Annotated in this window: 13 protein-coding genes and 1 pseudogene; 4 read left to right on the top strand and 10 right to left on the bottom strand. The window is 68.0% G+C overall.

Going from position 1 to position 22,215, the window contains the following annotated elements; all coding sequences use genetic code 11:
- The 4 genes from C2L58_RS16660 to C2L58_RS16645 form a co-directional block, all read right to left on the bottom strand.
- On the bottom strand, positions 1-1,581 hold the full coding sequence (locus C2L58_RS16660) for an MFS transporter (protein WP_199191299.1): 1,581 nt from the start codon (positions 1,579-1,581) through the stop codon (positions 1-3).
- Positions 1,582-1,618: 37 nt separating this feature from the next.
- A complete protein-coding gene (locus C2L58_RS16655) occupies positions 1,619-3,214 on the bottom strand; it encodes a carotenoid oxygenase family protein (RefSeq protein ID WP_103338495.1) in 1,596 nt (531 codons plus the stop codon).
- Between the two features lie 169 nt (positions 3,215-3,383).
- The gene (locus C2L58_RS16650) at positions 3,384-4,688 is read right to left on the bottom strand and encodes a PucR family transcriptional regulator (protein WP_103338494.1); all 1,305 of its coding nucleotides are present in this window, start codon (positions 4,686-4,688) and stop codon (positions 3,384-3,386) included.
- Positions 4,689-4,802: 114 nt separating this feature from the next.
- A complete protein-coding gene (locus C2L58_RS16645; RefSeq protein ID WP_199191298.1) occupies positions 4,803-5,552 on the bottom strand; it encodes an IclR family transcriptional regulator in 750 nt (249 codons plus the stop codon).
- Between the two features lie 124 nt (positions 5,553-5,676).
- Here C2L58_RS16645 and C2L58_RS16640 point away from each other — a divergent pair, with 124 nt between their 5' ends.
- The 3 genes from C2L58_RS16640 to C2L58_RS16630 all read left to right on the top strand — a co-directional run bounded on the left by C2L58_RS16640 (position 5,677) and on the right by C2L58_RS16630 (position 9,936).
- Positions 5,677-6,798 (top strand): cupin domain-containing protein, encoded by a 1,122-nt coding sequence (locus C2L58_RS16640; protein ID WP_103338492.1) that lies wholly within the window; start codon positions 5,677-5,679, stop codon positions 6,796-6,798.
- A gap of 97 nt (positions 6,799-6,895) precedes the next feature.
- On the top strand, positions 6,896-7,570 hold the full coding sequence (locus C2L58_RS16635; RefSeq protein ID WP_103338491.1) for a maleylpyruvate isomerase family mycothiol-dependent enzyme: 675 nt from the start codon (positions 6,896-6,898) through the stop codon (positions 7,568-7,570).
- Between the two features lie 1,391 nt (positions 7,571-8,961).
- Positions 8,962-9,936 carry an acetylxylan esterase gene (locus C2L58_RS16630; RefSeq protein ID WP_103338490.1) on the top strand — a complete coding sequence of 325 codons (975 nt, stop codon included), beginning with the start codon at positions 8,962-8,964 and terminating at the stop codon, positions 9,934-9,936.
- Between the two features lie 26 nt (positions 9,937-9,962).
- Here the strand turns inward: C2L58_RS16630 and C2L58_RS16625 are convergent, their stop codons facing one another.
- The 5 genes from C2L58_RS16625 to C2L58_RS16605 all read right to left on the bottom strand — a co-directional run bounded on the left by C2L58_RS16625 (position 9,963) and on the right by C2L58_RS16605 (position 18,128).
- Positions 9,963-11,522, bottom strand: a complete 1,560-nt coding sequence (locus C2L58_RS16625) for a glycoside hydrolase family 43 protein (protein WP_199191297.1) — start codon at positions 11,520-11,522, stop codon at positions 9,963-9,965.
- 446 nt (positions 11,523-11,968) lie between these two features.
- Positions 11,969-13,600 (bottom strand): RICIN domain-containing protein, encoded by a 1,632-nt coding sequence (locus C2L58_RS16620; RefSeq protein WP_158264131.1) that lies wholly within the window; start codon positions 13,598-13,600, stop codon positions 11,969-11,971.
- 130 nt (positions 13,601-13,730) lie between these two features.
- Positions 13,731-14,492 (bottom strand): heparin lyase I family protein, encoded by a 762-nt coding sequence (locus tag C2L58_RS16615; RefSeq protein WP_158264130.1) that lies wholly within the window; start codon positions 14,490-14,492, stop codon positions 13,731-13,733.
- A gap of 245 nt (positions 14,493-14,737) precedes the next feature.
- Complete coding sequence (locus C2L58_RS16610) at positions 14,738-16,939, bottom strand: immunoglobulin-like domain-containing protein (RefSeq protein ID WP_146073609.1); 2,202 nt, start codon at positions 16,937-16,939, stop codon at positions 14,738-14,740.
- Between the two features lie 148 nt (positions 16,940-17,087).
- Positions 17,088-18,128, bottom strand: coding sequence for a LacI family DNA-binding transcriptional regulator (locus C2L58_RS16605; protein ID WP_233225764.1), 1,041 nt, complete (start codon positions 18,126-18,128; stop codon positions 17,088-17,090).
- A 438-nt stretch (positions 18,129-18,566) separates the two neighbouring features.
- On the opposite strand from C2L58_RS16605, the gene C2L58_RS16600 reads away from it, so the two are divergent.
- On the top strand, positions 18,567-21,020 hold the full coding sequence (locus C2L58_RS16600) for a glycosyl hydrolase family 95 catalytic domain-containing protein (protein ID WP_103338484.1): 2,454 nt from the start codon (positions 18,567-18,569) through the stop codon (positions 21,018-21,020).
- Here C2L58_RS16600 and C2L58_RS16595 read toward each other — a convergent pair.
- Positions 20,988-21,818: pseudogene (locus C2L58_RS16595) on the bottom strand (IS5 family transposase). The gene C2L58_RS16600 and the pseudogene C2L58_RS16595 sit on opposite strands and share 33 nt — an antisense overlap.
- Positions 21,819-22,215 lie beyond the last annotated feature (397 nt).

The raw sequence follows: 22,215 nt of genomic DNA, 5'->3' as shown, positions 1-22,215 counted from the left end.
TCATCCCTGGGTGTGTGCGACGGTGGGTGGAGCCGGGGAAGCGAGCCTGCGGGGGCGCAGCGCGATCGCGGCGACGAGCGCGCCGAGGACGGAGGCCAACGCAGCGACGTACATGCCGAGGTCGAGGCCCTGTTCGAGGGCGGCGCGGGCGAGCGGGGCGGCCGTGGCGGAAAGCGGCCCGAGGTCCGCGTCGGCAACGGCGATCGGGCCGCCTTCGGCCATGACGGTGCGGACGACGCCGACGGCTTCTGGCGGCAGTCCGGAGTCCACGACCCGCCGAGCGAGCACAGTGCCCGCGGTGCCGAACGCCACGGCCCCCAAAATCGCCGGGCCGAGGCTCTGGCCGGTCTCCCGGACCAGGCTGGTGACTGCGCTGGCCGTGCCGGCGTCGGCGATGTCGACCGCACCCACGGCAACCGCGGTCAGCGAGGAGAACATCGTGATGAAGCCGACGCCGAGCAGCAGGATCGGGCCGGCCATCGTGGCCAGGTCGACGACCTCGCCGGGCAGCCTGGCCAGCCAGACCTGACCGGCGGCCAGCGAAAGCAGGCCGGTGACCAGCAGCGTGCGTGGACGAACCCGCTGCAGCAGCCCGGGGAGGAACGGAGTGGCCAGCAGCGGCACCGCCTGGACCAGCGCGAACGGCAGTGCGGCTTGCAGGGGGCTGACGTGCAGCACCGTCTCGAGCTTGATGCTGAGCGAGTAGGCGGTGCCGATGAACCCGAACAGGGCGAGCAGGCCGACGACGGCGGCCGCGGAGAACTCGCGGACGCGGAACAGCTCCAGTCGCAGCATCGGCGCTCTGGCTCGGCTCTCGGTGACGACGAAGCCGGCGAACCCGACGACCGCGACGGCGAACGCGATCACGATGTGCGGACTGGACCAGCCGTCCGTCGCACCTTGGATCACCGCGTACAGCAGTGCCAGCAGGGCCACGGCGATCGTCAGCTGGCCCGGCCAGTCCAGCCTGCGGCCTGCCGGGTGCCGGGAGTCGAGCACAAAGCGGCCGCCGATCGCGGCCGTGACCAGGCCGAGGACGGCCGGCGGCACGAACGCCCAGCCCCATGCCGTGTGCTCCGCGGTGAACCCGCTGACGAGCGGGGCGACCATGGAACCGAACGCCAGACTCACCGCCCAGGACGACAGGGCACGTGCCCGCGTGGCCGCCTCCGGCGTCGCGGCGACGATCACGGCCAGCGACGACGGGAAGATCGCCGCGGCGCCGAGCCCGGCGACGGCCTGGCCGGTGACGAGCTGTATCAGCGACCCGGAGGTGGCCGAGATGATGTCGCCGGCTGCGACGAGCAGGCCACCGGCGACCAGCAGGCGCTTGCGTCCGAACAGGTCGCCGAGCACGCCGAAACTCAGCTCGAGGATGGCCGTCGGCAGGATGAACGCCGCCGAGATCCAGGCGAGGGCGGCGACCGGGGTGCCGAGGTCGCGCTGGATAACCCCGAGCAGCGGAGCTCCGAGCGCGACCCCGATCTGGGCGGCGCAGATCGACAGGCAGGCGGCGAGCAACGTGCCTCGCGTCAGGTGTGGTGGGCGGTCTGTCGCCGCACGGGAACCGGTGGTGATCACGATGACTCCTTCGTCGGTGATCGGTAGTGATTCGCGCTCAGGGTTGGAAGCGCCGCTTCGCGGACGCCGACGTGGGACTCGGTGAGGTCGACACCAGCTGGCCGTTCGCCGAGCGCGGGATCCAGTTGCCGTGGAAGCCGGGCGGGATGCGGTGATCGAGAAGGATCCGCGCGATGGGCTCGCCGCCGATGTCCCGCGCCTCCAAGATCACCAGCTCGCTGGCGTTGCGGACCGGGTCGTACCAGACAGCCAAAATCCAGCCGTCGTCCTCCGACGTGGCGTCCTCCCGGGGAACGAAGATCGGTTCGCCGGGCCTGAGCTCGTGTCCGTCGGAGAGGTGCTGGAACACGGTGGTGCCGGTTTCGTAGTCGTGCTTGGCAAGGCTGTTGAAGCCCTGGGTGTCTTTGCCCGGGGCGTCGATCGCGGCCATGTAGCCGTACCGGTGGCGCTCGCCGGCGATCATCTCGTTGGGCTTGACGAACTCGGCCGCGATACCGCCGATCCGCTCGTGGGCGACGCGGCCCGCGGCCAGGTCGATGGAGATCCGCCACAGCTGCGGGCCCGAGAACGGCGAGGGGCCGATGCCGTGCGGGAACGGGAAGAAGTCCGACGCGATGACGCTTGACGCGGTGTCCAGCGTGACCGTCACGGAGCAGTCCACGACGAGCGTCTGGCCGTCCTCGTAGGCGTTGAGGTAGTGGCCGACCGTGAACGACGAGGTTTCGAACCAGGTGGGCGTACCTGTGATGCGGTGGACGACCAGAACCCGCCCCGGGCTGTGCGGCTCCAGGCGGATCGAGCTGTTGCCGGCCTGGACGGTGTCGGCGGCGAGGGGGCGCCAGCGCAGCGGCCCGAACACGAAGATGTAGTAGTTCTCGGTGAACGCGAAGTCGTGCACGAACGGCGCGATCGGCGTGTCCACCCGGTGCCGCGAGGTGATCTCCCCGGTGATCGTCACCGACAGGCACTCCAGGTACCGCCGCTCGTTGTCCAACCCGTACAAAAGCAGCTCGTCCGTGCGGTGGTCGAAGTGCGGGTGCGCGGTGAGCATGCTGGTGAACCGACCGTCGAAGTCGAACTTGCCGAGCGTCTCGAGGGTCTCGGGGTCGAGGTCCCAGTAGAACGGGTCGGTCTCGTGAGCCGTGAGGACCCGTCCGGCCAGCGCGAAGACGTTGATGCCGGCGACGGTCTTGATGACGGGAGCACCGGGAGGCAGGACCTGCGGCCGTCCGGACCGGCCGTAGATGCCGTTGTAGAGGGTGCGCCCGGTCGTCCGCTCGAGCTTCAGCCCATCGGTCTCGACCCACTTGTTGAGGTAGCTGGCCCTGCCATCGCGCAACCGGAAGGCGTGCACCATGCCGTCACCGTCGAACCAGTGGAAGTGGTCGGGATCGAACGGCTTGTAGTACTGGTTGGTACCCGTGCGGTAGAGCGTGCCGTCGAGCTCCGGCGGGATCCGGCCGATCACGCGCAGTTCCCGCGCCTGGACTTCGGTGGTGAGCGGCTCGTAGGCGGCCTGCAGGAAGGGATTGGTCTTCGTCCACGTGCTAGGTGCCGAAGTCGGTTCCCCGCCCGACGGGCCACTGGCTCCCTGACGGACGGGGTCCGGTCGTTGACTGTCGAGAATGGACATCAATGCTCCCTGACCTGCCGGTGTTCCCGAACTGCGCCGCGATGGCCCGGAGGGCGCGGCTTCCACTTCCAGGTTCGCAAGGCGGCCGCACGCGGGCACTGGTTTCGGCGTACGGGGTCAGGGCAACCCGTTGGTCGCCGGGTACAGGTCATTGCCCGGAGCGATGCGGTCAGTCGCCCTCGGTCAGTACACCGGCACCGAACCGCTCAACGAGGAGGAGGGCACAACGGACCTCGAGCGACCTCTCGGTGACCGGATGCCCGAGGATCTGCTCGACGCGCCGCAGCCGGTACACCACCGTGTTGCGGTGCACGTGCAACGGCGCGGCGGCGGCAACCAGGCTCATGTTGGCCCGGTAGTAGTGGGTGAGGGTCTTGCGCAGCTCTTCCATGTCCGCGACGGCGTCGGCCAGCCCGCCAAGGTGGTCCCGCACGAACCACCGCGCCCGCTCGAGGTCGGCGCCGAGGAGAGCGGAGAGATCGACGTCGCGGTACCGCACGACGGCGGACCCGCCGTCGTGCGGCAACGGCATGCGGTCGGCGGCCAGCGCGTCGCGATGGCTGTGGCGCAAGCCAGCGGCTCCGGCCCGCGGCGAGCCCGCCGCCAGCCGCTGGCCCAGCCTGCGGACGGCCGCCTCCTGGCCGGTGAGCTCATCGGCGGACAGAACGCGCGGATGGGACGCCCAGAGCCACACGGTATCCGGGGATGGCTGGTGCAGCAGGGACGTCGCCGCGCCTACGGCGCGTGCCGCCCGGTCGGCGGTCCGCAGGAGTTCTGTCCCCATTGCCGTGCTGTGCACCGCCGAGACATCGCGGATGATCATCGCCAGGTGCTGGTGCTCCAGTTCCACACCCAGATGGATGCGGCATTCCGCGGAGTCCACGGGGTGCCCGGCCAGCAGCGCGTCCACCAGGTCGCCACGCCGCGCGGCGGCGCTGGTCAGCAAGCGTTCGCGCTCGCTCAGATAAGCCCGGACGGAGGCGTTGACGACAGCGTCGACTTGCCGGGTTACTGCCTTGACGACCGCCGGTGCGATCTCCCAGTGGCCGGTTCTGCCCACCTCGGCGAGCAGGAGATCAGCCCAGTAGGACTGCGCGAGCCGGAGCCCCGCCACCATGCGCTCGAACGGGATGTCCCGGGCCGCCGAGTACCGCGCCATCTCATCTTGCGCGACGCTCAGCCGGATGTCGGTAGCCCCTCCCGAGAGCTCCTCCATAATCCGCAGCAGCATGTCTTCAGCGGCGCGCCGTATCTGCGCCAGTGGTAGATCGGGAAGGTCGGCGTCCGCGTCGGCGGTCATGGCGGCCGTGGCCTCGGCGACCTCGGCCGCCCAGGCACGGACGGCGGAACCCTCCGTTTCTTCGTCCGGCGGCGCGGAGATGTCCCCCGTCGGACGGAGGCCGCCCACGAGCGACGTCAAGGCCGCCGTGGCGGGGCCCGATCGGCTGCTCTGCTTCCCTTTCAGCCCGCTCACCACCTTCCGTTGTGCCGCGCGCTGCGACAGTAGCCATCCGAGTTGCGTACTGTCAGCAGGCTCACGCGTAAGCGATGACACGATGGGATGACTGCCCGAAGCGCGAATGCCGTGTCAACTAGCCCGGGACATGAGTTCCTGTTCGATCCGGCCCGCTGTCGTCGCGAGATTCTCCACCCAGCCCCTGAGCTTGTCGTGCCGGTATCGCGCAGTGGGCATGGCGAGCGACACAGCCGCCGGCGGGGCCCCCATCGGGACGCGCACCGCCTTGCCGATCGCGGTCACGCCGGGTTCCGTGCGCTGGTCGTTGACCGCGAAGTCCTGCCGGCGGATCCGTCGCAGTTCGCGCAACAGTGTCGCGACGTCGGCAACGGGCGAGTCGGGCGTCGAGTAGAGGCTGGTGACCTCTTCGACGGATCGGGTGGCGAGTACCGCACGGCCCCCGGAGGTGAGGTGGGCGGGAAGCATCCGGCCCTCACGGTTCCCGACCCGCAGCACCTGCGAGCACTCGACGGAGGCGACGAACCGGGCCTGATCGTCGAGCACCAGCATCAAGTTGACGGTTTCGCCGGTGCGTTCCGACAGCGCTTGCAGGTGCGGCAGGGCGAGCCGGCGCAGGTCGGCTGCGGGCTCGGGGGCGGCAGATCTGCGCAGCACCGGCCCGGCGGTGTAGCGGCGGTCGGCATCCTGCTCGGCGAAGTCGCGGTAGACGAGCATCGCGAGCAGCCGGTGCGCCGTCGACCGAGCCACTCCGAGCCGTTGGGCGCAGTCGGTGACCCGCATCGAACCTTCCTCCTGCAGCAGCGTCGCCAGCTGCAAGGCGTGATCGACGGATTCAATGCCGTAAGCCGGTTTGTTCTTCACAACAGAATTATTGCTTCTCCTCTCCAGAACGTCGATACCGTCGACGTCATGGGGTGAAGTTCTCGGCGGCTGCTGGGTCTCGCGGCCACGCTGGGCACCCCACAACCTAGAAGGGACCGCTGTCATGACCTACGTGGACTCGCCAGTTTCGCTGACCGCGACGGACGGCCCCGGCCAGCCGACACCTACGCCGGAGCTGGACGAGCTCTACCGCGATTTCGAGGAGGAGTTGCTCGTCCCGCTGTGGACCGAGATCGGCGATCTCATGCCGAGCAGCCCGCGGCCGACCGCACACGGACATGCGTGGCGATGGCAGAACCTGCTGCGACTGGCTCGCCGGTCGGGCGAGCTGGTGCCGCTCGGCCGCGGTGGCGAGCGCAGGGCGATCGCCCTGGCCAATCCCGGACTGGGTGGCGCCCCCTACGCGACCCCCACGCTGTGGGCCGCAATCCAGTACCTCAACCCACGCGAGGACGCTCCGGTCCACCGCCACACCCAGCACGCGTTCCGATTCGTCATCGAGGGCACAGGAGTGTGGACCGTCGTCGACGGCGACCCGGTCGCCATGCGCCGCGGCGACTTCCTGCTCACCCCCGGCTGGCACTTCCACGGCCACCACAACGAGAGCGACGAGCCGATGGCCTGGCTCGACGGCCTCGACATCCCCTTCGTGCACACCACCGGCTCCGCCTTCTTCGAATTCGGGCCCGACAGCATCTCCGACCGGTCGACGCCCGCCCGCTCCCGCGGAGAGCAGCTCTGGGCGCATCCAGGACTGCGGCCTGTCTCTCAGCCTGGCCCGGCCGGCAGCTCGCCGCTGGCGGCCTACCGGTGGGAACACACCGACGCGGCGCTGGCCGATCAGCTCGCGCTCGAGGCCGCGGGCCATCCCGGCGTGGTGGAGGCCGGCCACGCCGCGGTCCGCTTCTCCAACCCCACGACGGGGGGCGACGTCCTGCCCACGATCCGCGCCGAAATGCACCGGCTCCTGCCCGGCAGCACCACCGCCACCCGCCGCGAGGTCGGCTCGGCCGTATGGCAGGTCTTCGACGGCACCGGCGTCGTCCGGATCGGGGAGCAGAAGTTCCGGGTCGAACGCGGTGACCTCGTGAGTGTCCCGTCGTGGGCCCCGCTCACGATTACGGCCACCAACGGCCTGGATCTGTTCCGGTTCAGTGACACACCCATCTTCGAGCGCCTCCACGCAGACCGTGTCCAGGTGGAAGGAGCGCCAACATGCGGGTGACCACTCGACGCACCAGAATCAGAAACCGCGGGAACAGGTTCGAGTACCGACCGACCTGGCGACGAAGCGTCGCTCGCGCGCTGACCGGGGTGCTCCGGTGACGGCGATCGCATCCTGGGTCGACGAAGGTACCGCCGACCTTCTGAGCGCGGTCAATCAGCTCACTGATCGGCAGCTCGCGGCCCCGAGCCGGCTGCCGGGATGGACGCGGCGGCACCTGGTGGCACACGTGGCATCGAACGCAGAGGCGCTCGGTCGCCTTCTACACTGGGCTCGCAGTGGACAGCCAGCACCGATGTACGCATCGACGGAACAACGCGAGGCGGAGATCGAGGCCGGCGCCCGGCTTCCCGCCGAGCAGTTGCGGGCGCGACTGGTCGGAACCGCCGGCGCCCTCGCCGAGCAGTGTGCCGAGCTCCCTGAGGGTGCGTGGTCCGCCCAGGTCGTCACCGCCCAGGGACGTACGATCGCTGCCCGCGAGGTGCTCTGGCTGCGTGCTCGCGAGGTGCAGGTGCACGCCGTTGATCTGGACGCCGGAATGACCGTGGACGACCTGCCCGACGCGTTCTGCATCGCACTGCTCGACGACGTCGTGGCCTGGCGAGCGGCCCGGCCGGGACCGGCGGTGCGGCTCGTCACCCCGGACGCGGTGCGGGAACTTCCCGGCGACGGGCCGCCCCGACGGGTGGAGCTGTCGCTTGCCGCCGCCACCGCCTGGCTGACCGGCCGGAACGCGCCGCCCGATCTGCCGGCCTTACCAGCCTGGTTGTGACGGGTGGGTGGCCATGCGACTCAAACCGGAGAACCTCGAAATCGGTGCGTACCGGCACATCGATCAAGCCGTACCACCTCTTCTCATGCACCGCCGAACAGCTACACGTCTCGGGCGCCCCGATCCATTCCGCAACGATTAACTCTTCACCGAAACTCAGATATTCGAGAAGTAACACCGATATCACGATCTGCTTATCACCCCCAGCCGCCGACCCTCTTGACCAACCGATCTCGGTCATGCAACGTGTGGGTACCAGGGTTCGGGCAGCAGGAGGGGATGTCATGACGCGGACCGGACGCAAGCGCCGAGATCGAGTCACGGTCGAGCAGCTGCTGAAGGAAACCGGAGCACAAGCAAGAACCATCGGCCTGCGCGGGTCCACAGTGGACCAAATCGCCATGACCGGCCGACCCGGAATTCGACTGGCCCGCGAAGTCACGGCCGGCCGTAGCCGAGTCGAGCGGCGCACCGACGAGAAAGCCGGGTCCGGTCCGGCTGGCTCCCGGACCCGTCGCAAAGCCCTGATTTCCGGCGCACTCACAGTGCTAGCCGCCGCGGTGTTACTGGCGGCAGGGTTGAACAACTCCGACGACAGTCGCCCCCTACCGCCGTTCGCCCCACTGGAACCCGCCACCTTCTCTGCCACTTCAGCTCCCCCCTCCGACGCGCCTCTCCCGCCCACGACCGAGGCGACTGCGTCCAGGGCGGTCATGCCGGCAACGCAGCCCGTGCCGGCAGCGTCCACTACGGACGAGCCCGTGGTGACGGCCACAATCCCGCCTTCGCAGGATCCGTCCTCAGAGCCGGCGGACACCCCGCCACCAACCACTGTCACGTTGGGTTACCAGATCGGAGGCAACGGCGGCGGACGCGGTGGGCGCCACCGCTGAGGCCGCACCGGAGCGGTCTCAGGTGACCCAGCGGGCATTCGACAGCACCGTGAGCCGAGCCGAATTTCGGCCTCGCCGGAACCCCGCCACGTCGCACCGCCGAAGAACCAAGCTCTCACGACGGGGACATCTTGGTACTGCAGCAAAAATCCGAGGCCCGATCCGGTGGTTCCCGACGCGGATATCATCAGCGAAACGCCGGCAAAAATGCGCACGTAAGTCGTCTTGGTCACGTCGGAAAGTGGCGGCCTCGCGCAGACATCGCCCAGCTCGGCAGCCAGCCCGCCGACGGCGACGGGGCGCGTGCACACTGTCCTTTGCAGTGTTTAGAAAGCGCTTTCTCCGAGCTGAGAGTAGAACGTTCACCGATCGGCGGCAAGGCCTTTGCCGCCCGGCCTGAGGCTGACATCACGCTCGCCCGCGCGGATCGAATGCGTTGTCGATCACCTCGGGCGTTGATAGTCTGCGACGGATACCTGCGAAACCCCGGGAGGCGTAGTGCCCCAGTACGACCTGTCTCCGGCCGACTTGGCGGCTTACCGGGTCACCACTCCCGAACCGCCCGAACTGGACACCTGGTGGGCGACCCAGCTGGCCGAGTCGCGCGCGATGGCGAAACCGATCCGCATCACCCGGCACGAACCTGAGATCTACGGTCCCCTGCCCGCCTTCGACCTCGAGTTCTCCGGGGCGGACGGTGATCGCATCCGCGGTTGGTACCTTCGCCCGCCCGCCTCGGCCGATGTCGAGCTGCCCACGGTCGTCACCTTCGTCGGGTACGGCGGCGGTCGCGGTCTGCCGATCGATCACACCGCCCTGCCCTCCGCAGGGTTCGCGGTCCTCGTGATGGACGTGCGTGGCCAGGGTGGGCGCTGGACGATCGGCGCCACCGGAGATCCCGGCGGGAACTCCGGTGGCCCGGAAGCCCCGGGGGTGATGACCCGCGGCATCGCCGATCCGCGGACGTACTACGTCACCAGGCTGATCACGGACGCCGTGCGCGCGGTCGAGGTAGCGGGAGAGCTCGACGGCGTGGATGGCAACCGGATCGCGGTACGGGGCGGGAGCCAAGGCGGCGGGCTGGCCCTCGCGGCAGCCGCCTTGAGCGGCGACGCCGTCAAGGTCTGCCAAGCCGACGTACCGTTCCTCTGCGACTTTCAGCGCGCGATCACGTTGGCCGGCCAGCCTCCCTACACCGAGATCGCCGGTTTCTTGGCCCAGCACGTGGATCTGGTGCCGGCCGCGCTCGACACCTTGAGGTACGTCGACTGTGCGCTACTGGCGCGCAGGATCACCGCGCGATGTCTGCTCAGCGTGGGTCTGATGGACGAAGTCTGCCCACCTTCGACCGTGTACGCCGCGTTCCACGAGATCAACGCGCCCAAGGAACTGCTCATCTCGCCGTTCGGCGGACACGACGTCGCGAGGTCACACCTCGAGCGTCAACTGGGCCACCTGCGCACCTTCCTGTAATCCGATACATCGCCACGTTTTCGGGATCAGGTGCACTTCAACTCGAAGTAGGCGAAGTCGGCCGGCAGGCAGCCGCTCACCGGGTCGTGCGCCGCGAGCCCGGCGAAGGCACCGGTGAATCGCAGAGCCGTCCCGTGGTCGTCGGACAGGATCCCGGCATCGAACTCCGGCCCGACGGGCTTCCAGCCAGCTCCGCTTTCGGACACGGCGAACCGGAGCCGTCCGCGGTCGATCGTGGCCCGGAGGTGGATCAGCGTGCCGGCCGGAACGCGGAACCCGGGATCGTACTCGGTGTACTCGCCCAGGTCCGTTGTGGACAGGATGATCACCGGTCCATCGTCTCCCGCGGTCACGCCCAGGAAGAAGTGCGAACCGGTGTCGTACCAGCACACCAAACCCGCCTGTTGACCAGGGTGTTCGGGGGAAAACTGGACTGCCGTCGTGGCCTCGACGCGCTCACCGGTCAACCGTTGCGCGACCAGGGTCTGCGCCGACCGCGAATGCAGGCTGTGCCGGCCCCGCAGCCGCAGCCGGCCCGGTCGCTCGGCGAGGCTCAGCCACCGTTCACTAACCGGCTGGCGCAAAGAATTCCATTCGCCGTCCAGGACTCCGGTGGTGAAGTCGTCCCGCTCGCGACGGTGCCACCGCGGCCCGGCGCGGCCCGGCACCACGACCGTCTCCGCCGGCCAATGACCACCACCGGTCAGACGCAGCCAGCCGTCTCCGGTCCACTCAACCCGTTGCAGGCAGGTTTCGCGACCGAGCATGCACCGCCGTTCCCCGGACACCGTGAGCGGACGGCTGGCCAGGTGCACCAGATACCACTCCCCCGACTCGGTCTCGACCAGCTCACCGTGGCCGGCCTTCTGCCAGCGCAGGTGCGCATTGTCCCTCGAGGTCAGCAACGGCCCCCGCGGGTCCGGCTCGTACGGGCCGTCGAGCCGGCGCGACCTCACCATGGTGATGCCGTGGTTCCAGCCGGTGCCGCCTACGGCGAGCATCAAGTAGTACCAGCCGTCCCGGCGGTAGAGGTTCGGTCCTTCGATCAGCTCGTCGGAGGTGTGGATCGTCCGGCGCGGCCCGACCAGACCGCCGTTGTCCGGGTCCAGCTCCTGGAGCACGATCCCGGCGAACGCCGGCCGGCCGGCGCGGTGGTCCCAGCTCATGTTGAGCAGCCAATGCCGTCCGTCCTCGTCGTGGAAGACCGAAGGGTCGAACCCGCCCGAACCGAGCTCGAGCGGCGCCGACCAGGGACCGTCGACGGAGGTCGCCGTGACCAGGTGGACGTCCAGATCCTTGAACGGTCCCCGCTCGCTGTGCACGACGGCGTAGACGAGCCAGAACAGCCCGCCGTGGTAGCTCAGCGACGGCGCCCAGACCCCGCCGGAGTCCGGCACCCCGCGCAGGTCGAGTGCGGCCCGGTCGGCCAGGGCGTAGCCGACGGGCCTCCACCTGGCGAGATCCGCCGAGTGGTGCAGCCGGATGCCCGGGAACCATTCGAAGGTGCTGGTGGCGATGTAGTAGTCCGGGCCGACCCGCAGGATCGACGGGTCGGGGTGGAACCCCGGCAGAATCGGATTGCGCACCACGGTTCCGGCAGACGTCATCTTTGGGCCCTTCTCAGCCAGGTTCGGCGCTGACCAGCGCGATACCTACGGCTTGGATTCACGGCACACCCGAACGGTCCCGGTTTCGTCGGCGGGCACGCAGTGCGGCCGCGCGGGCCCGGGTCGGCTCGCGCGGGGAGTCGAGCTTTCGCCAGGCGGAAAGCGAACCTCGTCTCCGGGTGGGAGCCCGGTCAGGGGCAGCTCCAGCACGGAGTGCGACCCGGTCGCAGCCCCCGCACGACAATCAACCGCCGCCGGCTCGCACCGGCACGCCGTCTTCATGCCTCACTCCTCCGCATTGTAAGCATGATCTTCAAGGACACGGTGGCCACCCGGAAAGCCGGCTGCCCAACGTCGCAGGTCACTGGTCCGGCATCGGCACGCTTCACACCGAGCGGTTGCAGGGGACGGACGAGCGGAAAGGACTAGGAACGCAGCTGGCTCAGGTCGATCGCGTTGGCGATGGCTTCCATCCCCACGTCGTTGGGATGCAGGCCGTCGCCGCTGTCGTAGGCGGGCAACAGGTGGGTGGGGGTGGCCGGGTCCCGCAGCACCAGGTCGAGATCGACCGTGGCGTCGAACGCCCCGCTGGTGAGAATCCAGTCGTTGACCGCAACCCTGATGGCGTTGATCGCGGCGGTGTGGGCATTGCGCGGCGGGATGGTGGCGCCGATCACGCGGACCCCCTTCGCGTGCGCCTGGTCGATCAGTGACTGGAAAGCGGTGAAGAACATGTCGGCGGTGAGCGCCGCGCCGCCTGTTCCTTTGCCGCTGGTCAGATCATTGATTCCTTCGTAGATGATCACGTCCTTCACGCCCGGCTCACCGAGTACGTCGTGGGCGAAGCGCGCGAGCAGGCTCTGCCCCTGACCGACGCCGGCGTTGCTGAGCACCTTGTTGCCACCGATGCCGGCGTTGGCGACGGCGAGGCGCTGGCCGCCGGGCTCGGCCTGCAGGCGCCGCGCCAGGAAATCGGGCCAGCGCTTGTTCTGGCCGTCGCTGGCTCTGGATCCGTCGGTGATCGAGTCGCCGACCGCGACGACGGTGGAGTCGGCTTGGGGCGCCACCACGTCGAGGCCCGCGAGGTAGAACCACGACTGCGCGGTGGTCGTGTAGTTGGTCAGGGCGTCATCAGTGGTGAAGTCGCCCGCGGTGGAGATGTAGGTCGTCTCGTGCGCGTTTGCGTGGTAGGTCGACGCGCCGGTGGTACCGGGCAAGTAGACACTGATCACCAGGTCCTGGCCCGCGGTGACGGCCAGCGGGATGACGTCGCTCTCCAGTTCTGCCCCCGCGGCGAGAGTGGGGGTGGTGGAACGGTTGAACGTGACCGTGCGATGCGAGCCCGCCACCGTGGTGCCTCCGGTGTCGCGCAGGGCCACATCGACCTTGCCGACGTCGAGTGCCACTGCGCTCCGGAGGTTGGACAACCGGATCCGCAGCCCGGCACCGGCGACGCCGGTGTGGGCGATCATGCGGACGGTCTGGTCGGTGAAGGCGCGCCCCGCCGCGACCTGAGCCGGACCCCACGCCGGGACGCGATTGCGCTCGGGCAGCTTCCACTGCTGGCTGCCGGCGGTACCACAGGTCGCCTGCACGAGCCGCTGCTGGGTGGCCCTGTCGAGATCGAGGCACAGGCCGCTGCGCACCGAGGTGATCCGGCGGGCTCCGGCAGCGTCGGGGGCGCCGAGCGTCCAGGCCTGGTTGGTGCCGCCGTGGCAGGTGTACTGGATCAGCTTGGCGCCCGGCGCGCTGGATCCGCGGGACACGTCGAGGCATTTTCCGCTGTTCAGAGCAACGAACGTGACGGTGCCGTTGCCCGCATCCACCGTTTGCCAGAGCTGGTTGGGGTTGCCGTTCGGCACCCTGGCTACCACCGCGGCGCCGTCGGCGAGTGAGTCGAACCGGACATCGGCATTCTTGCCGGTGGAGACGGACTGGAGTGCGTACACGTGGTCGCTCTCGGGGACGGCCGCCGATGCCGGGCACGTGAGCGCACCCAGCGCGACGACCGTGAGTACCGCTGGTACGGCTGGACGCCAGGGAGTGGGAATCACCATTTGCTGTCCTCTTTGACGTGGTTCCGGGAAGGCGGACGCGGTTCGTTTCAGGACGGATACACCGGGAGGCGGAGACCGCGTCTCGGCAACGGCGCCCGACGGGGCGTACGCCGTTGCCGAGGTCCGGCGATCAGTTGGGGTTGACCAAATCGAAGGCATTGGACGGGTTGCCCGCCAGCTGGGCGATGTTGTCGTAGTACAGCACGCGGGTCTCACCCGCGGTGTAGTTCGCGTAGTCGGCGCAGTACATGCCGAATTTGAGGCCGATCTGGTTGTCGGCCACCTTGGCCAGTTCGTCGCTCGAGGTGTACTGACCCCACGACGCGAAATTGATGCCGGTGGCCCGATAGGTCGGTGTCGCCTTCGGGGCTCCGCGGTACCAGACTTCGATCCGGCCCGCGTTCGCCTTCGAGATCACGTAGTGGATCCGGATCGGCAGCCACGTGTCGCGCGGGATGTCGGAGTCGAGGCGCGTGCGGGTGGTCGACGTGACGCAGGCCCCGCGGTGTTCGAGCCACAACTCGTTGTTCTGCACGATCAGGATGCCCGCCCAGGAGCTGCACCCGCCACTGTCGAAGATTTGACCGACGATGGTTGTCTTATCGCGGGGATAGCCCGACGAGGGCAGCAGGAGCTTGAGGCCGTACCACCCTTCCTTGTAGACCTTCAAGTCGCTGCACGCTTCGGCTCCGCGATCCATTCGCGTCCCGTCGTAGCCCGACTGCGTCCAGAAGAACTTCGTCGCCTTGGTTCCGAACGCCGTTTCCACACGGGCGTAGTTGGGGCTCTGCGTCGTGCACACGGAGAACGGCGACATCAGCCCGTCCTCGAAGGACGTCGCCTTCATGGTGGCGGTGTCGGTCTTCGTCACGGCCTCGGCGACCCCGCCCACACCTGACACCATCACCATCGTGGCAGCGAGAACGACTGGCGCACTGATCGACCACGGCCGCCGCCGCTGATTCGACCTGCACTGAAGGACGGTTTCATTGTTTTTCACGAGCTCTTCCCCTCACATCGTCGGGACGGAAAGACATACTTGCTGGGTCACGCGGCCACTTTCAGCCGCCGAAGCGAACTCGCCGGCCCCCTGATCCGGCGATCTGGTACTCCGCACCCCTTTCCCGGCCAGGTCAGCTAGTACAAGGGCAGGTCGTTCGGATCGGTGTGATAGGTGGGTGCAATGGAGAAGCCGGTCCGAACGAAGACGGGCTGCGTGTTCAGCAGCATCAGATCGCTCTGCCGGTTGGCGAACACGGTGTCGACGACATAGACGTCGGTCAGCGCTTTCCACACCCCGCCGCGCAAGTTGCCGGTGATGTGTGACTTCGCCAGAATCACGTGTTTCGGCGCGTTGGCCGGGTCGTAGGTCGGCGGAGTCGGGTGTTTGAAGTCCTCGGAAATGAACCAGAGCGCCGTCTTGCCCGCACCGGCCACGGTGTAGTCGTAGAAGAGGATCTTGGTGTCCTCCGGGCCGTCGGCCTGGATCCCGTTGCCGATCGCGTCCCGGATCTTCGCCCGCTGGACCAGGACATTGCTGGTTGAGGTGTACTTGGCTCCCTTGCCGAGAACCGGCCGGGAAAGATCCGTGTCCGACTGCAGCACATTGTTGTCGTACAAGAGGTAGAGGTTGTGGAACAGGCCGTTCGCTTCACCGTTGTACAGCGACGCCACGCGGTCGAGGATGATGTTCGCGGTCCGTTTCATGTGGATGCCCATGCTGCCGAAATTCTTGACCGTGACGTTCTGCAGCATGATGCGCGAGTGTCGCGCGCTCTGCGGGTCACTTCCGGCCAGCAGCACCCCGTTGCTGACCGAAGCCGCGCCACGGATGCCCTGGAGGGTGAAGTCCTTGAGGACCACATCGGTGAGCTGGCGCAGGGTCGTGCCGATCGTGTCTCCGCTGCCGTCCTGCTGCACCACGGTCAGACCGGGGCCGTCACCGACGAGGCTGACTCCGCTGCGCAGATCGATCCGGCCCTGGACCCGGTGCAGGCCTCCGACGAGGTGCACGACCCCGCCACCGCGGGCACCCATCGCGTCCACCGCCGGCTGGATCCGTTCCCCCGGCCGCACGTCGACCACCGCGTCAAGATGCTGCACGGGGGACTGGACGTGCTCGAAAACCCCACCCCATTGCCGGTCGATCAGCGCCGTCGCACCACTCTCCAGCGCAACGTGCTGGACGGCGTAGGCAGGAGTCACCGGAGCCGCCACCTGATCGCTGTGCGGGACCGACACCCGGAACCGGTCGACGAGAGTCACCGCGCCCTGCGTCACAGTGAGATCCAGAAGCACGGAACCGTCCGGCAAGGACGCGGACGGCCGGGTGACGTGCCCGCTGTCGGTGACGAGCTGCTCATCGGAAGATCGCCACCGGAGCCGGGATCCCAGCGGAGCCTCCTCACGCAGTCTCAGCTCGGCACCTGGACGACGGAGCATCGCGTCGACCTGATGCCGGGTAACCGACAGGTCCGAGGCCGCAGCCGCGTGCGCCCTCGCTGTTGCCGCGTCCACCGCGGTGGTGACGACCAGGCTCGGCAGTTCGGGGCCGTCACCCGCGTCCTGCGAGGGGAACGCCAACGTCGCGGGGCCGGCCGCGGGCGCGTAGACCTTGAGCGACAAGGCGCCGTCCCCGGCCCGGTCCTGCCGCGCAGCATCACCGACCCCGGCCGAGTAGACGAACCGATCACCACGTCGAACCAGCGGACCTGTCGTGTCCGCGATGTCCGTGGCCGCCGCGGTGTTGGGCACGGTCCAGTCGTCGGTCTCCACCCGTGCCGCGGCGAGCTGGACGGCACCTGGATCGGGTGCGCCCGCCTGGAGCGTCAGTTCCAGCCGGGCGTCCACCACTGTGCCCGGCAAAGCGGCCTGCGAGACGTCGAACCGCAGGAATGCCGACCGGGTCACGGGGGCTTCCGCGGCTTCCCTATGGGAAACCAACAAGGTCGGCAGCCAGTGCAGGGCCGTTGTGCTCGTGCCTTCCAGGTAGGTGTCGAACGTCGGGTGCAGAACTGTCGTCACCCGCACCGGGCCAGACTGCCCGGCTTCGGCGGCAGGATGTGGCGCCAGCGCGCAAGCCGCGGCGAGAAGCGCGGCCATGGACGGGGACGCACGTCTGAACGAGGCAGAACCTGTCATCGTTGACTCCTGGTACTCGGTCCGGGGACAGCCGGCCGGGATTCGGATTCCCGCTCGGCCGCCGACGGCCTCAGCATCGTCGAGAGGGACGAACGTCGTGGAAAAGCTTCCCTGTGCTCCGGCCGGCGAGGATCTCGCGACAGGGATTCGGTGGGAGCCGTGCCAAGAAGTGTTCATCCCGTCGACGCCGCCCGTCAAGGCTTGAAAATTTCAGACGTCGACGCCTCTCGCGGAAATAAGCCTCTCAACCGGCTCATGACGTGGCGAAGGTGGGTCGGCCGGCCACAGCGGCGAGCGCGCATTTTCTCTCGACGTTCATTTTGCGGAATTTCGACTATTCGATTTTTCAGCTACGAGGCCTGCCGGTGCTGTGGCGCACGATCAGGGTGGTGGGCAGTTCAAGCCGCGCCGCTCTCGGGCGCTCGCCCGCGATCAGGCCCGCGAGCATATCGAACCCCGCCGCCCCCATCTCGACGATGGGCTGGCGGACGCTCGTCAACGCGGGCCGGAGCCATGAACATTCCGGCGTGTCATCGAATCCGACGACACTCATACCGTCCGGCACCGAAATGCCGCGTTCACGCAACAACTCACAAGCACCGAGCGCCATAGTGTCGCTGCAGCAGAAGACGGCAGTGGGCGGGTCCTCGAGGGCGAGCAACTGGCACATCCCCGAATATCCGCCGGCCTGATTGGGTTCTCCGTGCCTGACGTACGCCGAGGTGAGCCGTCCGCCGGTGGCCTCGATCGCCGCACGGGCCCCTTCGATCCTGGCGGTGGCGTACAGCCTGGCCGACGGCCCGGCGATCACTCCGATCCGCCGGTGTCCCTGCTCGATCAGGTGTTCGGCCGCGGAGAATCCGCCGGCGCGATTCGTGGACCCGACTGACGGCAGTGCTCGAACGAGTGGCCGGACCGGGTCGATCACGACCACCGCAACCTCGTGGTCCGCCAGCCAGTTACTCTGGAGGCGGGTGGGTTCGTCGAACACGAGCAGCACGCCCGCGCTTCCGCGGCGAGCGAGTTTGTCGAGCCAACCGCGGCTCGGAGGCTCGCGCTCTTCGCAGCCCTCCATCGCGGACACCACGATGTCGAGACCGGCCGCGTGCGCGCGTTGCTCGATCCCGCTCAGCAGTTCGGACGCGTAGCTGTTCCGCAACCCGCGCAGGATGACGTCCACCAGCGGGCTTTCCCGCGGATTGTGCTTCGTGTCGCTGCGCCGCCGGACATAACCGCGCCGAAGCAACACCTCGGTGACTTTTTGCCGCGTACCGGCCGCCACTTCCTCACGGCCGTTGACCACCCGCGACACCGTAGGTACCGAAACCCCCGCCTCCCGAGCGATCACAGCCAGCGTCGGCATGGTCTTCGTCGAGTGATCGGCCACCGAATCCTCCATTGGATGTCGGGCAGGTCTCCTGCTTCAGGAGGCGAACTTGGCTCCTCCACACAGTCCACAGTAACTGCGCCAAGAAAGCGTTTACTACGCTAACCCGTTCAATCGGCCCAGGTCAAGGCGGTCTCATCCCCCTAGTACGACCCTGAGCAGCGTTGCCCTGAGACAGGGACACGGACCCAGCTCTAGAAAACGGTTACCATGCCGACATCATGGCGGTGTCCTCACATCAGCCCGCCTAACTCTTCGTGAGCCCATCGCTGACTCGGCGTCACCACCGATACATCGGATCAGTTCCGGAACATACCCCGAGGGACTGAAAATTTTCACCCTTGAGTTGCAGAAAAGGTCCGATGTATAACCTACGGACGCAAGCCCCGCCGCCACAGTCACATCGACGTGACTGACTTGCGCCCGAGGAGCAACGCCATGGCCGGACGTCGTCTGTCGCTACTGTTCGCCGCTCTGTGCCTGCTGGCGCCGACGTTGCTCGCCACCGACACGGTCGCGATGGCTGCCGGAGGAGTCACGACCGCGTGGCACGACGGCACCTTCGCCCTCGACAAGGCGTCCGTGGTGCGCAGGTCGAACATCGTGCTGGGCCGGCCGAACACCGAGGCGAGCCAGTTCGCGCCACTGGGAAACGGCACGCTGGGCGCCGCCGCGTGGGCAGCGTCCGGGTTCACCGCCCAGCTCAACCGCACCGACACCTTTCCTGACCGCAAGTCCCCTGGTTGGGTGACAATCCCCGGGCTGGCGAAGCTGACCGGTGCACCTGACTTCTCGGGCAGCGTCGACCTCTACGACGGCACACTGCGCGAATCCGGAGGCGGGATGTCACTGACCGCCTTCGTGCGCGCGGACAAGGACGAACTCGTCATCGAAGTGACGGGCGCCGACCCCGCCGGTATCCAGACCGCCGCAGTAAGCCTGTGGCCCGGTCGCACCCCGACCCTCACGGCGAACGGCAAGATCGCCACGCTTGCGGAATCCTGGATCGACGACAAGGCCACGACGGGCTCCGGCCAAGCCTTCGGCACACTTGCCGCCATCACCGCCGGAGGTCGCAACGTGGCCGCCACCGCCGCCGGTTCTTCCGCGGAAGTCGGGTTCCAACCCCATGCCGACGGCTCGTTCCGAGTCGTCGTCGCCGCGCCGCACTGGACCGGCGGCGATGCACAGGCCACCGCCGCCGTCCTTTTCGGCGGCGACGGCGCGGCCGGGCGGCCGGCGCTGAGGGGTGCACACCTGAAGTGGTGGCACGACTTCTGGGGCCGCACCGGCGTGTTCAAGATGACCTCGGCGGACGGGACCGCCGACTACCTCGAGAATCTCCGCACGCTGTTCCTGTACTCCAACGCGGCGGAAAGCCGTGGCCGACTGCCGGGATCTCACGCCGGAGTGGGCGACCTGTTCAACTTCAGCCAGGACTACCAGCAGTGGTACCCGTCCGGATTCTGGTTCTGGAACCTCCGGATGCAGACCGCGGCCAACCTCAGCTCAGGCAACTCGGATCTCAATGCGCCGCTGTACAACCTCTACCTGGGCAACCTCGACGCGATCCAAGCCTGGACGAAAGCCCAGATGGGTGGACTCGAGGGCATCTGCGTCCCGGAGACCATGCGGTACAACGGCAACGGCTACCAGAGGGACACCACGCCGAAAACCGCTTCGTCCTGCAACTTGGCCGCTGGAGCGACCTGGAACGGCCGGACGGTGACCACCGGCGCCGAGATCGGCCTGTGGATCTGGCAGCAGTACCAGCACACCGACGACCTGGACTTCCTGCGCGAGCACTACCCGCTGATCCGGGAGGCAGCGAAGTTCCTGCTGGTCTACCACCCGGTGGGCGCCGACGGCTACCGCCACGCGATCGCCAACGCGCATGAGACCCAGTGGAACGTCCAAGATCCGACCACCGACATCGTCGCCATGCGAGCGTTCTTCCCCGTGGCGGCGCAGGCCGCCCGGCTACTGGGCAGCGACCTCGACCTCGCGGCCCAGCTCGACACCGCCCGCACCCAGATCCTGCCGTTGCCACGGACCGACGCCGCGACGCACTCGCAGCAGCTGACCGAGGCCGGCGACGCCTCGGGCACCACGGTGATCGCCGACTCCTACCAGCAGAACGTGGCCAAGCACAACGTCGAGAACATCGGACTGGAAGCGGTCTGGCCGTACAACGTCGTCACCGACTCCTCGGGCGCGCTGTTCGACCTCGCGACTCGCACGTACCAAAACCGGCAATACCGGAATTCGCCGGACTGGAGCTACGACTCGGTCCAGGCCGCACGCCTGGGCCTCGCTTCCGAAGTCCGAGACGGTCTGGTCACGATGGTGAAGAAGTACCAGGGTTTCGTCTCCGGTATGGCTTCCTGGCAGGGCGGCAGCGGAAAGCAGCCCTACATCGAACAGTCCGGCGTCCTCACCGCCGCGCTCAACGAGGCACTCGTGCAGGACTACGACGGAGTGCTGCGGGTCGCCCCCGCGTGGCCCGCCGAATGGGCGGTCGCCGGCACTGTCTCGGTACAGCACAACACCCGGGTTTCGGTCCAGGCAGCGAACGGCAAGCCGACAACGGTCGCGATCCAGGCCGGCTCGACGCACGACATGCAGGTCCGCAACCCCTGGCCGGGCGCCTCGGTTCACGTCGTCGACGGGAAAACCCGCGCGGTAGTGGTGGCGCCGACCACAGCGGCTCAATTCGGCCTCACCGTGGCTGCCGATCACGCCTACCTCGTCGAACCTACGGGAACGCCCACGACGGCGATGCCGTTCGCCCCGGTCACCGGCGTCCGGGCGACTGCGGCCAAGCACCTTGGCAGCGTGCAGATCGGCTTAGACCACATCTCATTTGGGGTTGTTGTGCGCGAGAAGATCTAGTTTGACAGCCCGGCGGGAGCAGATGATTGCGCAGGCCAGCTGGGTGAAGCCCAGGAAGTGGGCGGCCTTGCGTTCGTAGCGGCGTAAAAGCCGACGGAACCGGGAAACCCACTCGAGGGTCCGGTCGATGACGTACCGGTAACGTCCCAGCCGCTTGCCGACTCGATACCCCGGCGGGCGATCCGGGCAATGATGCCCCGCCTACGCAGGACCTTCCAGCAGGACGGGTAGTCGTAGCCCTTGTCCGCGTGCAGCTTGCGCGGCCGGCGCCGCGGCCGTCCAACCGGCCCGGCGACCGGCGCGACCGCATCGACCACCGCCTCGAAACTCAGGTGGTCGTTACGGTTGGCCGCGGAGATGACCACCGCCAACGGGAGGCCACCACGCTCGCTCATCGCGTGGATCTTCGAGCCCGGCTTGCCCCGGTCAACCGGGCTGGGGCCGGTCAGATCCCCCTTTTACCGCCCTGATCTGCATCGCGTCCACCGACGCTCGTGACCAGTCGATCGCTCCGGCAGAACCAAGCAAGTCCAGCACTTGCTGGTGCAGCCGGGCGAACACCTCCGCCTCGACCCACTCGGTGAACCGGCGATGCGCGGTCGCAGCACTGACCCCGAACTAGACCGGCAGCGCTGACCAGGCACAACCGGTCTGCAACACGTACAGAATCGCAGCCAGCACCGGACGATCATCCAGCCGGCGCCGACCTCCACCTTGATGGCGTTGCGGCGCATCAGGCAACAGCGGGTACGCAAGCAGCCACAACGGCTCCGGACACCACTTCTCCACATCGGTCATCGCCGACCAACGATATCGCCCATGCGACAACACAACCAAATGAGATGCGGTCTTAGGGCGGCGACGACCCGGCGGGCGTCTTCGGCTTCAGCCGGGAGAGCGAAGCGGCGGGCGGGGCTGCGCAGTTGCGGGTCGGCCTCCTGAATAATGCCGAGACCGGCCATGGTCTCGCTCGGCTTCGGCATTGGGCTGTCAGGGTCCGTTGTCATCGCCTCCGCAGAACTTGGGACTGTGAGTGTGCGCAAGCGCACCGTGGGTCATGACTCAGCCTAGCGGCACGCTCACCGCCGCGGTGTCCTCCCACCGAAACGACCCGTCTGAGGGAGGCTGGGTCTGCCCAGACTTCGGTTGACACCGGGGCTGACGGTTTCTCAGGCCGCTGACGCGGTCGTGTAGA

The organism is Amycolatopsis sp. CA-126428 (assembly GCF_002904335.1).
Classification (GTDB): domain Bacteria; phylum Actinomycetota; class Actinomycetes; order Mycobacteriales; family Pseudonocardiaceae; genus Amycolatopsis.
This window is presented reverse-complemented; position numbering and strand designations above follow the sequence as displayed.